The sequence below is a fragment of the Pseudomonas sp. SED1 genome (assembly GCF_034044025.1).
Lineage (GTDB): Bacteria > Pseudomonadota > Gammaproteobacteria > Pseudomonadales > Pseudomonadaceae > Aquipseudomonas.
On sequence record NZ_JAXCIS010000068.1, the window covers coordinates 35,397 to 47,545 of the forward strand.

10 protein-coding genes and 1 pseudogene are annotated in these 12,149 nt (G+C 59.1%); 5 read left to right on the top strand and 6 right to left on the bottom strand.

The features are described 5' to 3' along the window. Positions 1-579: a cob(I)yrinic acid a,c-diamide adenosyltransferase gene (locus tag SNL23_RS10470; RefSeq protein ID WP_063027599.1), complete on the top strand. Its 579-nt coding sequence runs from the start codon at positions 1-3 to the stop codon at positions 577-579. 137 nt (positions 580-716) lie between these two features. Here the strand turns inward: SNL23_RS10470 and SNL23_RS10475 are convergent, their stop codons facing one another. From SNL23_RS10475 to secA, 3 genes are all read right to left on the bottom strand, one after another. Continuing rightward, the gene (locus SNL23_RS10475) at positions 717-1,661 is read right to left on the bottom strand and encodes a Nudix family hydrolase (RefSeq protein ID WP_076017436.1); all 945 of its coding nucleotides are present in this window, start codon (positions 1,659-1,661) and stop codon (positions 717-719) included. 152 nt (positions 1,662-1,813) lie between these two features. Continuing rightward, on the bottom strand, positions 1,814-3,031 hold the full coding sequence (gene argJ / locus SNL23_RS10480; protein ID WP_167664422.1) for a bifunctional glutamate N-acetyltransferase/amino-acid acetyltransferase ArgJ: 1,218 nt from the start codon (positions 3,029-3,031) through the stop codon (positions 1,814-1,816). A gap of 121 nt (positions 3,032-3,152) precedes the next feature. Continuing rightward, complete coding sequence (gene secA, locus SNL23_RS10485) at positions 3,153-5,888, bottom strand: preprotein translocase subunit SecA (RefSeq protein WP_076017438.1); 2,736 nt, start codon at positions 5,886-5,888, stop codon at positions 3,153-3,155. A gap of 305 nt (positions 5,889-6,193) precedes the next feature. Between secA and SNL23_RS10490 the strand changes: the two genes are divergently transcribed. After that, positions 6,194-6,649: a DUF721 domain-containing protein gene (locus tag SNL23_RS10490; RefSeq protein WP_008432358.1), complete on the top strand. Its 456-nt coding sequence runs from the start codon at positions 6,194-6,196 to the stop codon at positions 6,647-6,649. A 60-nt stretch (positions 6,650-6,709) separates the two neighbouring features. On the opposite strand, the gene SNL23_RS10495 is transcribed toward SNL23_RS10490, so the two are convergent. Beyond that, positions 6,710-8,188, bottom strand: coding sequence for a helicase HerA-like domain-containing protein (locus SNL23_RS10495; protein WP_076017730.1), 1,479 nt, complete (start codon positions 8,186-8,188; stop codon positions 6,710-6,712). Between the two features lie 196 nt (positions 8,189-8,384). On the opposite strand from SNL23_RS10495, the pseudogene SNL23_RS31500 reads away from it, so the two are divergent. Both SNL23_RS31500 and SNL23_RS31505 read left to right on the top strand, forming a co-directional pair. Beyond that, positions 8,385-9,416 (top strand): annotated as a pseudogene (locus SNL23_RS31500) (HAMP domain-containing protein); the annotation flags it as partial. A 93-nt stretch (positions 9,417-9,509) separates the two neighbouring features. Continuing rightward, on the top strand, positions 9,510-10,274 hold the full coding sequence (locus tag SNL23_RS31505; protein ID WP_412104191.1) for a methyl-accepting chemotaxis protein: 765 nt from the start codon (positions 9,510-9,512) through the stop codon (positions 10,272-10,274). Positions 10,275-10,284: 10 nt separating this feature from the next. On the opposite strand, the gene SNL23_RS10505 is transcribed toward SNL23_RS31505, so the two are convergent. Both SNL23_RS10505 and purU read right to left on the bottom strand, forming a co-directional pair. Next, positions 10,285-10,485 carry a hypothetical protein gene (locus SNL23_RS10505; protein WP_318302203.1) on the bottom strand — a complete coding sequence of 67 codons (201 nt, stop codon included), beginning with the start codon at positions 10,483-10,485 and terminating at the stop codon, positions 10,285-10,287. A gap of 87 nt (positions 10,486-10,572) precedes the next feature. Next, positions 10,573-11,421 carry a formyltetrahydrofolate deformylase gene (gene purU, locus SNL23_RS10510; protein WP_318302204.1) on the bottom strand — a complete coding sequence of 283 codons (849 nt, stop codon included), beginning with the start codon at positions 11,419-11,421 and terminating at the stop codon, positions 10,573-10,575. A gap of 350 nt (positions 11,422-11,771) precedes the next feature. On the opposite strand from purU, the gene mvaT reads away from it, so the two are divergent. Beyond that, positions 11,772-12,146 carry a histone-like nucleoid-structuring protein MvaT gene (gene mvaT, locus SNL23_RS10515; protein ID WP_005790963.1) on the top strand — a complete coding sequence of 125 codons (375 nt, stop codon included), beginning with the start codon at positions 11,772-11,774 and terminating at the stop codon, positions 12,144-12,146. The last annotated feature ends 3 nt before the right edge of the window (positions 12,147-12,149 follow it).

Genomic DNA, 12,149 nt, shown 5'->3' on the forward strand with positions numbered 1-12,149 from the left:
ATGGGCTTTCGCCTGTCGAAAATTTACACCCGTACCGGCGACAAGGGCGAAACCGGCCTGGGCGATGGCCGCCGCGTACCCAAGGACCACCCACGGGTAGAGGCCATTGGCGAAGTCGATGCGTTGAACAGCCAGCTGGGTTTGTTGTTGGCGGGGCTTGAGGAACAGAGCGGGCAGCATCCGGCATTGAAGGATGTGATCGAGGTGCTGACGCCTTGCCAGCATCGGCTGTTTGATCTGGGCGGCGAGTTGGCGATGCCGGTGTACAAGGCGCTGAATGCGGCGGAAGTCGACCGGCTTGAGGCGGCGATCGATCGCTGGAATGAAGAGGTCGGGCCGCTGGAGAACTTCATTCTGCCGGGGGGGTCGGCGTTGATTGCCCAGGCTCATGTGTGCCGCAGCCTGGCCCGCAGTGCGGAGCGTCGGTGTCAGCACCTGAATGCAGTGGAACCGCTGGAAGGCGTGGGGTTGGCGTATATCAACCGGCTGTCGGACTTGCTGTTTGTGGCCGCCAGGGTGATTGCCAAGCGCCAGGGCGTTGCGGAGATTTTGTGGCAGGCGGCGGCGAAGCCGCACTGATGCTTACTGACTGATTGAGATTTGTGGCGAGGGAGCTTGCTCCCGCTGGGCTGCGCAGCAGACCCAAAATATTGGGAGCGCTGCGCACTCCAGCGGGAGCAAGCTCCCTCGCCACAACAAACTCACCGGCCTGGTCCTTACACCTCAGGCCAGAACGCCCGAATCCCCGCCACACCTTGAGCCCCGGCCTCCCAGGCCTTTTCCCGCTCAGCAGGGCCAACCCCACCCAGCAAGAACACCGGTTTGCTGAAACCACTGATCAACTGCTGCGCCTGCTCCCAACCCAATGGCTGGGCATCAGGGTGAGTCTGGGTCGGCTGCACCGGTGACAGCGTGACGAAATCCACGTCCATCAACTCCGCCAACGCCAGTTCTTCAGCATTGTGGCAAGACGCCGCCAACCAGCGATCCTTCGGCAAGGGTCGCCCCTTGCTCGCGTATTTGCGCAGTTGCGCCGAGGTCATGTGCCAGCCGGCTGCGGGAAAATCCCCCAGCCATTCAAACGGCCCCTTGAGCATAAGCTGAGCCTTGCCCGCACACAGCCCCACGGCGTCCACCGCCAGGTCGCGGTATTTGGGGTCGTAGCCGTTGGGAGCACGCAACTGAACCAGCTTGATGCCGCCCGCGATAGCTTTTTGAATGCCGCGTAACAGCGTCGGCGTTTCCAGCTCACCCGGAGTGATCAGGTATTCAGCCGGCAAACGCGCTGCCGCTACGATCGGTGCGTTGGCCGCCGGAAACTCATAGTCAGGCAAGTCCCGCTGGGCTACCCACTCAAGGGGTTGCCCTTCGGCACCGTGAGGTTCACCGGTAAAAGCCGAGACTTCCCAGACATCCAGCAACACCTGCTTGTCCGGGTAATCATGCTGCACCTTGATCAACGGACGAGCTGCCGTAACCTGGATGCCCAACTCTTCCTGCAATTCACGGGACAGCGCGGTAGCGACCGACTCATCGGCCTCCACCTTGCCACCGGGAAACTCCCAGAGGCCGCCCTGATGCTGGGTATCGGCGCGGCGCGCCAGCAGAATCCTGCCGTCGACACCCCGGATGACCGCTGCTGCTACATGAACTCGTTTCACCGCATTGTTCCTCTAAACGTAAATCCACCTGTAGGAGCGAGCTGGCTCGCGAAGTTCGTTAACGATAACGCGGGCTTCCTGACTCAGCGGGGCGCCCTCAGGTTTTTCGCGAGCAAGCTCGCTCCTACAGTGACACCTGCCATACCTGCGTATCAGGTGCGGTATTCCGCATTGATCTTCACGTACTCGTGGGACAGGTCGGTGGTCCAGATGGTTTCGCTGCACTCACCACGACCCAATTCGATACGGATGGTGATTTCTTCCTGCTGCATCACCGCAGAGCCTTGGGCTTCGGTGTATGTCTCGGCCCGAGCGCCACGGCTGGCGATGCACACGTCGCCAAGGAATACGTCGATCTTGCTCACGTCGAGGTTCGGCACACCGGCACGGCCCACAGCGGCCAGGATACGGCCCCAGTTCGGGTCGGAAGCAAACAGTGCAGTCTTGATCAGCGGCGAGTGGGCCACGGTGTAGCCAACATCCAGGCATTCCTGGTGGTTGCCGCCGCCGTTGACTTCAACCGTCACAAACTTGGTGGCGCCTTCGCCGTCACGCACGATGGCCTGGGCCACGTCCATGCACACTTCGAACACGGCCTGCTTCAACGCTGCGAAATACGCGCCGTTGGACGAGGTGATTTCCGGCAGGTCGGCTTGGCCGGTGGCGATCAACATGCAGCAGTCGTTGGTCGAGGTATCGCCGTCGATAGTGATGCGGTTGAACGACTTGTTCGCGCCGTCGAGCATCAGGTTCTGCAGTACATCACGGGAGACTTTGGCGTCGGTGGCGATGTAGCCAAGCATGGTCGCCATGTTCGGGCGGATCATGCCGGCGCCTTTGCTGATGCCGGTAACAGTGACGGTGACGCCTTCATGCACAAACTGGCGGCTTGCGCCTTTGGGCAGGGTGTCGGTAGTCATGATGCCGGTGGCCGCAGCCGCCCAGTTATCCGCCGACAAGTCATCCAGTGCGGCTTGCAGCGCGCCTTCGATTTTCTCGACCGGCAACGGCTCACCGATCACGCCGGTGGAGTACGGCAGCACCTGGCTGGCATCAACGCCGGTCAGTTCCGCCAGCTTGGCGCAGGTACGGGCAGCGGCGGCCAGGCCTGGCTCGCCGGTGCCGGCGTTGGCATTGCCGGTGTTGGTCAGCAGGTAACGCACCGGGCCTTCAACCCGTTGCTTGGCCAAAATCACCGGAGCCGCGCAAAACGCGTTCAGGGTGAACACACCCGCGACGGTCGAGCCTTCGGCACAGCGCATCACTACCACATCCTTGCGCCCCGGGCGCTTGATGCCGGCCGAAGCGATACCAAGTTCAAAACCGGCAACCGGGTGCAACGTGGGCAAAGGACCAAGACCAACAGCCATGAATGCGCTCCTAACAATAGTGGATGTGTATCCCGTCGTTATCGACGGTGACGAAATGGCAAAACGCCGCGACGGCTGATGCCGGTCGCGGCGCGGGGTGTTGCAGCGTCAGGCGAAAATCTTAGTTGATTTCGCCGTGGCAGTGTTTGAACTTCTTGCCCGAACCGCACCAGCACAGCTCGTTGCGACCCAGCTTCTGCTCATTGCGCACAGGCGCCTGGGCCAGGGCCACATCGACCTCTTCACCCAACACTTCCGGAGCTTCAAGACCCGGTGCTTCGTCATGCTGGAACTGCATGCGCGCAGCCAGTGCCTCGGCTTCCTGACGCAGGCGGGCTTCTTCCTCGATCGGGTCTTCGCGACGCACCTGAACGTGGGACAGCACACGAATCGAATCGCGCTTGATCGAATCCAGCAGCTCGGAGAACAGCGTGAACGACTCGCGCTTGTACTCCTGCTTCGGGTTCTTCTGGGCGTAGCCACGCAAGTGGATGCCGTGACGCAGGTGGTCCATGGTCGACAGGTGATCTTTCCACAGGTCGTCCAGCACACGCAGTACGATTTGCTTCTCGAAGGTGCGCAGTGCTTCGGCACTCGCCTGCTCTTCTTTTTCGTTGTACGCGGCCAGCAGCTCGGTCATGAGCTTCTCGCGCAGGGTTTCTTCGTACAGGTGATCGTCTTCGTCGAGCCATTGCTGGACCGGCAAGTCGACACCGAAGTCGCTCTTCAACGCAGCTTCCAGACCGGCAACATCCCACTGTTCAGGCAGGGATTGCGGCGGAATGTGTGCACTGACAGTGGCGTTGAGCACGTCCTGACGGAAATCGGCAATGGTCTCGCCGATGTTGTCGGCGGCCAGCAACGTGTTACGCATGTGATAAATCACTTTACGCTGTTCGTTGTTGACGTCATCGAACTCGAGCAGTTGCTTGCGAATGTCGAAGTTGCGGCCTTCTACCTTGCGCTGGGCCTTCTCGATAGCGTTGGTCACCATGCGGTGTTCAATCGCTTCACCGGACTGCATGCCCAGGGCTTTCATGAAGTTCTTCACCCGGTCCGAGGCGAAGATACGCATCAAGCTGTCTTCCAGGGACAGGTAGAAACGGCTGGAACCGGCGTCACCCTGACGACCGGCACGACCACGCAACTGGTTGTCGATACGGCGCGACTCGTGACGCTCGGACGCGATCACCTGCAAGCCACCGGACTCCAGCACTTGCTGGTGACGCTTCTGCCAGTCGGCCTTGATCTGCGCGATCTGCTCAGGGGTCGGGTCTTCCAGGGAGGCGACTTCCACTTCCCAGTTACCGCCCAACAGGATGTCGGTACCACGACCGGCCATGTTGGTGGCGATGGTCAGTGCGCCTGGGCGACCGGCCTGGGCAATGATCTCGGCTTCTTTTTCGTGGAACTTGGCGTTGAGGACCTTGTGCTCGATGCCTTCGTTGTTCAGCAAGCTGGACATGTGCTCGGAAGTTTCGATGGTGGCAGTACCCACCAGCACCGGACGGCCCTGGGCCATGCATTCCTTGATGTCGGCGACGATTGCAGCGTATTTCTCGTCGGCGGTCAGGAACACCAGGTCGTTGAAGTCTTTACGCGCCAGCGGCTTGTTCGGCGGGATAACCATCACCGACAGACCGTAGATCTGGTGGAATTCGAACGCTTCGGTGTCGGCTGTACCGGTCATGCCGGACAGTTTGTTGTACAGACGGAAGTAGTTCTGGAAGGTGGTCGAGGCCAGGGTCTGGCTCTCTGCCTGGATGTTCAGGACTTCCTTGGCTTCGATCGCCTGGTGCAGGCCTTCCGACAAACGGCGACCCGGCATGGTACGACCGGTGTGTTCGTCGACCAGTACGACCTGGCCGTCCTGCACGATGTATTCGACGTTGCGATGGAACAGCTTGTGAGCACGCAGGCCGGCATACACGTGGGTCAACAGGCCCAGGTTATGCGCCGAGTACAGGCTCTCGCCTTCGGCCAGCAGGCCGATCTGGGTCAGCATGTCTTCGACGAACTGGTGACCGGCTTCGTTGAGTTCGACCTGGCGGGTCTTCTCGTCGATGGTGAAGTGACCTTCTTTGGTCACCACGCCTTCCACTTCCTCGATGTGTTGCTCAAGGCGCGGGATCAGCTTGTTGATTTCGGTGTACAGGCGCGAGCTGTCCTCGGCCTGACCGGAAATGATCAGCGGTGTACGGGCTTCGTCGATCAGGATGGAGTCGACTTCGTCGATCACGGCAAAATTGAGTTCGCGCTGGAATTTTTCTTCCATGCTGAACGCCATGTTGTCGCGCAGGTAGTCGAAACCGAATTCGTTGTTGGTACCGTAGGTGATGTCGGCAGCGTAGGCGGCGCGCTTCTCTTCCGGCGGCTGGAACGGCGTGACAACGCCGACGGTCAGGCCGAGGAATTCATACAGCGGACGCATCCAGTTGGCATCCCGGCGGGCCAGGTAGTCGTTCACCGTCACAACGTGCACGCCCTTGCCGGACAGTGCGTTGAGGTAAACGCCCAGGGTTGCTACCAGGGTCTTGCCTTCACCGGTGCGCATTTCGGCAATCATGCCTTCATGCAAGGTCATGCCGCCGATCAACTGAACGTCGAAGTGGCGCATGCCCATGACACGCTTACCGGCTTCACGGGCGACCGCAAAGGCTTCGGGAAGCAGCTTGTCGAGGGTTTCACCTTTGGCTATGCGGGCCTTGAACTCTTCGGTCTTGGCGCGCAATTGCTCGTCCGAAAGGGCAACCATCTGCTCTTCGAAGGCATTGACCAGCTGCACCGTCTTGAGCATGCGTTTGACTTCGCGCTCATTCTTGCTTCCAAAAAGTTTCTTTAACAAAGGCGCAAACATATCGGCAGGTTCTTCCACACATAGGGATGGAGGGCGCCCCGTGAGTCGCCCGAGCAGCCCTCACGGCCGCATGCGAACGAGCATTCTACCCGGAAACGTGGGTGAGGAAAGTGGCGTTATTCCACGATGCAGGCACGGCGCTCTTAGAGGGCTTGTTTAAAATAAGGGCTTTTTGCTGAACTTCAACCCATTCGGGCAAGAAGTTACTCATTGATTTAATGGATAATCTGCCCGTAATGCAATGGGCGCGGCGGTGCAGACACTTTCTGCTACCATGGCCGCTCTGTTACTTAAGGTGTCTAGTCATGGCATTTCGCCCTCTTACGGCTCGAGCTCCCGCCGTGTTGCTTCGCGAAGCCAAGCCTTTAAAAGCCATCTTCGGCCATGCGCAACGCCTTGGTCATTTGCAACGCCTGGTAGAAAGCCAACTGCAACCCGCCGCCCGCGAACACTGTCATGTGGCGTCGTGGCGTGAAGGCAATCTGCTGCTGATCGTCACCGACGGCCATTGGGCGACGCGCCTGCGCTATCAGCAAAAACGGTTGCAGCGCCAATTGATGGCCTTCGATGAATTCGCCAGCCTGACGCGCATCCAGTTCAAAGTACAACCGCCGACCGTGCCGCAAGGTGCAGTGGGGCATACGATGGATTTGTCGGAGATTGCGGCCGAAACCATTCAGGCCACAGCCGACGGGATTACCGATCCGAATTTACGCGCGGCACTGGAGCGGCTGGCCGCTCACGCCAAACCCAAGACCTGAGACCCGGCGCAGAACCAAGTGTGGGAGCGAGCAAGCCCGCTCCCACATTTGATCGCATCGTTATTTACGTTTGCTGCCGCCCAACAGCGACCCCAGTAACCCGCGCACCAACTGCCGGCCCATCTGATTGGCCGCCTGCTGCATCGCCGATTTCAGTGCCTTGCCTGCCGTAGTCCCCAGGAACGCGCCGGCCTTGTCGGTAAAGCTCGGTTCTTCAGCAGCGGGCGTCGCCTCCTCTTGCGGCCCCAGGTCCTTGCGCGCCATCAACACTTCGTACGCCGACTCCCGGTCAATCGGCTTGTCATAGCGCCCCAGCAACGGCGAACCGGCAATCAACGCCGCCCGCTCAGCTTCGCTCAACGGCCCGATCCGCGATTGTGGCGGCGCCACCAGCACGCGCTGGACTACCTCAGGCGTCCCTTTTTCCTGCAAGGTTCCCACCAACGCCTCACCCGTACCCAATTCGGTCAGCACCGCCAGCGCATCAAACGCCGGGTTGGGGCGGAAGCCATCGGCCACGGCCCGCAGGGATTTCTGTTCTTTAGTGGTGAACGCGCGCAGCCCATGCTGGATGCGCAGGCCCAACTGAGCCAGCACCGTATCTGGCAGATCCCCCGGAGACTGGGTGACGAAATACACCCCGACGCCTTTCGAACGAATCAGTCGCACCACTTGTTCCAGGCGATCCTGCAGGGCCTTTGGCGTATCGGCGAACAACAGATGCGCTTCATCGAAAAACAGCGCGAGCAGCGGCTTGTCGGCATCACCGCGCTCCGGCAGTTGCTCGAACAGCTCGGCCAGCAGCCAGAGCAGGAAGGTCGCGTACACCTTCGGCGCTTCATGCACCAGGCGGCTGGCGTCCAACAGGTGAATGCGTCCGCGGCCGTCACTGGCCGGCTGCAGGATATCTTCCAGTTGCAACGCCGGTTCGCCGAACAACGCTTCGGCGCCCTGCTGCTCCAGCACCGCCAGGCGCCGCAACAACGCCTGGCTGGAACCGGTAGTCATCAAGGCCGCATCTTCCCCCAGCAATTCCGGGTGGTAGCGCAAATGATTGAGCAGCGCCTTGAGGTCCTTGAGGTCCAGCAGCAACAGGCCTTCGCGATCGGCCACCTTAAAGGCCGCATAAAGCGCTGATTGTTGGCTGTCGGTGAGTTCCAACAGGCTGCCGAGCAATAGCGGGCCCATTTCACTCATGGTGGTACGCAGCGGATGACCGGACTCGCCGTGGATATCCCACAACGTCACCGGATACGCCTTGGGCGTGTAATTAAGGAAAGGCATGCCGGCGATCCGCTCAGCGACCTTGCCTTGAGGGTTGGCCGCAGCGCCCAGGCCGCAGAGGTCGCCCTTGATGTCGGCGGCAAATACCGCGACGCCGGCATCGCTGAAGGCTTCCGCCAGACGCTGCAACGTGACGGTTTTGCCGGTGCCGGTAGCACCCGCGATCAGGCCGTGGCGGTTGGCCAGGCGCATCGACTGGGCGATCGGCTGACCTTGAAGATCGGCACCAATAATGAGTTGCGAGGAGTCAGGCATTTTGTCACCCATGGTTAATCTTTAGCACTGCGTGGTCGATACAGTTAGAGCGAGAGACCCAAAAAGTCTTAGAAAAACGGGCCGGATAATTCCTGCAGGAGCAGATGGAAATATCACACTTTTTTTAACGCAGCCATTTTGCGCGCCTCAAAAGGACGTGCATCGGATATTAAGACCATAGCGGACCCCACAAGCCATGAATAAAAATCTGCGTTTCAGCCATAAAATCCTGCTTGCCGCCGCTCTTATCGTCATTGCCGCCTTTGCGTTGTTTACCCTCTACAACGACTACTTGCAGCGTAATGCGATTCGCGACGATCTGAACAACTACCTGCATGAAATGGGTGATGTCACCGCCAGCAACATCCAGACCTGGCTCACCGGGCGCATTGTGCTGATCGAAAGTGCCGCCCAGAACATCGCCATCAACCCGGATTCAACTAACGTCGCAAGCCTCCTGGAACAGAAAGCCCTGACGTCTTCGTTCATGGCCACGTACCTGGGCGACAGCAAAGGCGGTTTCGTGATCCGCCCCGACACCAAGATGCCCGACGGCTTCGACCCGCGTGTACGCCCCTGGTACAAGGGCGCACAGGGCAGTAACGGCTCAACCCTGACCGAACCGTACATTGATGCGGCCACCGGCCAGTTGATCATCTCCATTGCCACCCCCAGCAGCAAAGCCGGCCAGAGTGTCGGCGTGGTGGGCGGTGACCTGAGCCTGCAAACCCTGGTGGACAACATCGGCGCCCTGAACTTCGGCGGCATGGGTTATGCCTTCCTGGTCAGCGCCGACGGTAAAGTGCTGGTGCACCCGGACAAAAACCTGGTGATGAAAACCCTGGCTGACGTCTATCCAAAAAGCACCCCGAAGATCAGCAGCGATTTCAGTGAAGTCGACGTAGACGGCAAAACCCGTATCGTCACCTTTACCCCGATCAAGGGCCTGCCCTCGGTGAACTGGTACCTCGGCCTGTCGGTGGATAAAGACAAATCCTTCGCCATGCTCAGCGAATTCCGCACCTCGGCGATCATTGCAACGATCATCGCCGTGGTCATCATCATCGCCCTGCTGGGCATGCTGATCCGCATCCTCCTGCAACCATTGCACGTCATGACCCGCGCCATGGAAGACATCGCCGACGGCGAAGGCGACCTGACCCGCCGCTTGACCATCCAGAACCACGACGAATTCGGCGTGCTCGGCATCGCGTTCAATCGCTTCGTGGAGCGGATTCACACCTCGATCCGAGAAGTGTCTTCGGCCACCGAACACGTCAATGAAGTAGCCTTGCGGGTGGTCAGCGCCTCCAACTCCTCGATGATCAACTCCGACGAGCAGGCCAACCGCACCAACAGCGTCGCCGCGGCCATCAACGAGCTGGGGGCCGCCGCCCAGGAAATCGCCCGCAACGCCGCCCAGGCCTCTAATCAGGCCACCGATGCGCGGCACCTGGCCGAAGACGGGCAACACGTTGTCGAGCGCAATATCAAGGCGATGAACCAGTTGTCGCAAATGATCAGCGCCTCCAGCACCAATATCGAAGCGCTTAACAGCAAGACCGTGAACATCGGGCAGATCCTGGAAGTGATCACCAGCATTTCCCAGCAAACCAACTTGCTGGCCCTCAACGCGGCGATTGAAGCCGCACGGGCCGGGGAAGCCGGTCGCGGGTTCGCGGTCGTGGCCGATGAAGTGCGCAACCTGGCACACCGCACCCAGGAATCGGCGCAGCAAGTGCAGAAGATGATCGAGGAGCTGCAAGTCGGCGCGCGGGATTCGGTCAGCACCATGAGCGAAAGCCAGCGACACAGTCAGGACAGCGTGGAAATCGCCAACCTGGCGGGCGAGCGCCTGAACAGCGTGACCCAGCGCATCGGCGAGATTGACGGGATGAACCAGTCAGTCGCCACCGCTACCGAGGAACAGACCTCGGTGGTGGAGTCGATCAACATGGACATCACCGAGATCAACACCCTCAATCAGGAAGGTGTGGAAAACCTGCAATCGACGTTGCGCGCCTGTTCCGACCTGAAACAACAGGCAGCGCGCTTGAAACAACTGGTGGGCAGTTTCCGGATCTGATTCAACAGCGTCAGTGGCGGCTTTGCGCAGCGGCTGACGCCTGTTCTTCCGGCGAATCGGATGTGTCTTGCAGTTGCTCCCACAACTCGGCGGCACCTGGAAACTCGGTGCCGTCCTCACTGCTCAGGTCATCCGGGTCATATCGACTCAAACAACCTTCTCCCAGCGTCGCGGGAGCTTTGGACGTGGCTTTATCAAGTGGATCGCTCATTCTCCAATCCTCACCTGTTGCCAAAGAAAAAAGGGCCTGTAGCGATTTAACGCCCAGGCCCTTCACTCTTCAATCAAAACACTTCAATCAGAACACGACGGTCTTGTTGCCGTGCACCAGCACCCGGTCTTCCAGGTGATAGCGCAGGCCGCGAGCCAGCACCATCTTCTCGACATCACGGCCAAAACGCACCATGTCTTCGATGCTGTCGCTATGACTGACGCGTACCACGTCCTGCTCGATGATCGGACCTGCGTCCAGCTCTTCGGTAACATAGTGGCAGGTAGCACCGATCAGCTTTACACCACGCAGGGATGCCTGGTGATACGGCTTGGCGCCCACAAACGACGGCAGGAAACTGTGGTGAATGTTGATCACCTTGCCAGCGTATTCACTGCACAGTTCCGGCGGCAGGATTTGCATGTAGCGCGCCAGCACCACGACGTCTGCATCGTTCTGTTTGACCAGGCGCGAGACTTCGGCAAATGCCGGCTCTTTGTCCTGCGGGTTGACCGGGACGTGGTAGTACGGGATGCCATGCCACTCGACCATGCTGCGCAGGTCGTCGTGATTGGAAATCACGCAGGAAATCTCGCAGTCCAGCTCGTCGCTGTGCCAGCGATGCAGCAAGTCCGCCAGGCAGTGGGACTCGCGACTGGCCATCAGGACCACGCGCTTTTTCTGTTCCGTGTCGGTAATGCGCCAGGTCATCGAGAACTCTTCGGCGATCGGCGCAAATGCCTCGCGAAATGCCTCAAGACCAAAGGGCAGCGTATCGGCACGAATTTCGTGACGCATGAAAAACCAGCCGCTGAGATTGTCCGAGTGATGGCTCGCTTCGGTGATCCAACCGTTATGGGAAGCCAGAAAGTTACTGACCTTGGCAACGATGCCAACCCGGTCCGGGCAAGCAATCACCAGCCGAAAAGTGCGCATTAGGGGGAAACTCCAGAACTTCGCAAAGGCCGCCATTCTAGCGATTGCGCAGAAAAACTGCAGTATTCCTTAACCGTTATTCTGATCGCGAGCGTCAGCCCTGCCCCTTAATAGCGTAAGGTTTTACCCATGGTATGTGTGCAAACCCGTGGACTCAGGCAGTAAGCCAAGACTTAGCGAGAGTATCTTTAGCCTGTCGCCGTTAGTAATTAACTAAATTCCACGCTTTTGTCACAAACAACCAAAGTAAATTACATAAATGCAGTCTTAAATGTTTACTTGAGCAAACTGTCTGACTATTATTGGGCCACTATCCCCTTTCACTCCGCGCCCTACATAAGGTAGTCCTCATGTCCCTGATCAACGAATACCGCGCCACCGAAGAAGCTATCAAAGAGCTGCAAGCCCGTTTGAAGAACCTGTCCCAAGACGACAAACTGCAAACCGAGCTGGAATTCGAAGGCAAATTGCGCACCCTGATGGGCGAATACTCCAAATCCCTGCGTGACATCATCGCGCTGCTGGATCCAGAATCGAAAGTTAAAGCTCCACGTGGCGCCGTAAAAACTACCGGCACCAAGCGTGCACGCAAGGTTAAACAATACAAAAACCCGCATAACGGCGAAGTGATTGAAACCAAAGGTGGCAACCACAAGACTCTGAAAGAGTGGAAAGCCAAGTGGGGCGGCGACGTGGTTGAAGGCTGGGCTACCCTGCTGGGCTAAGCC

Bases quoted from the DNA above. Each gene is read 5' to 3' on its own strand.
- mvaT (WP_005790963.1), top strand. From the start codon at position 11,772: ATGTCCCTGATCAACGAATACCGCGCCACCGAAGAAGCTATCAAAGAG.
- SNL23_RS10470 (WP_063027599.1), top strand. From the start codon at position 1: ATGGGCTTTCGCCTGTCGAAAATTTACACCCGTACCGGCGACAAGGGC.
- purU (WP_318302204.1), bottom strand. From the start codon at position 11,421: ATGCGCACTTTTCGGCTGGTGATTGCTTGCCCGGACCGGGTTGGCATC.
- SNL23_RS10505 (WP_318302203.1), bottom strand. From the start codon at position 10,485: ATGAGCGATCCACTTGATAAAGCCACGTCCAAAGCTCCCGCGACGCTG.
- secA (WP_076017438.1), bottom strand. From the start codon at position 5,888: ATGTTTGCGCCTTTGTTAAAGAAACTTTTTGGAAGCAAGAATGAGCGC.
- SNL23_RS10490 (WP_008432358.1), top strand. From the start codon at position 6,194: ATGGCATTTCGCCCTCTTACGGCTCGAGCTCCCGCCGTGTTGCTTCGC.
- argJ (WP_167664422.1), bottom strand. From the start codon at position 3,031: ATGGCTGTTGGTCTTGGTCCTTTGCCCACGTTGCACCCGGTTGCCGGT.
- SNL23_RS10495 (WP_076017730.1), bottom strand. From the start codon at position 8,188: ATGCCTGACTCCTCGCAACTCATTATTGGTGCCGATCTTCAAGGTCAG.
- SNL23_RS31505 (WP_412104191.1), top strand. From the start codon at position 9,510: ATGATCAACTCCGACGAGCAGGCCAACCGCACCAACAGCGTCGCCGCG.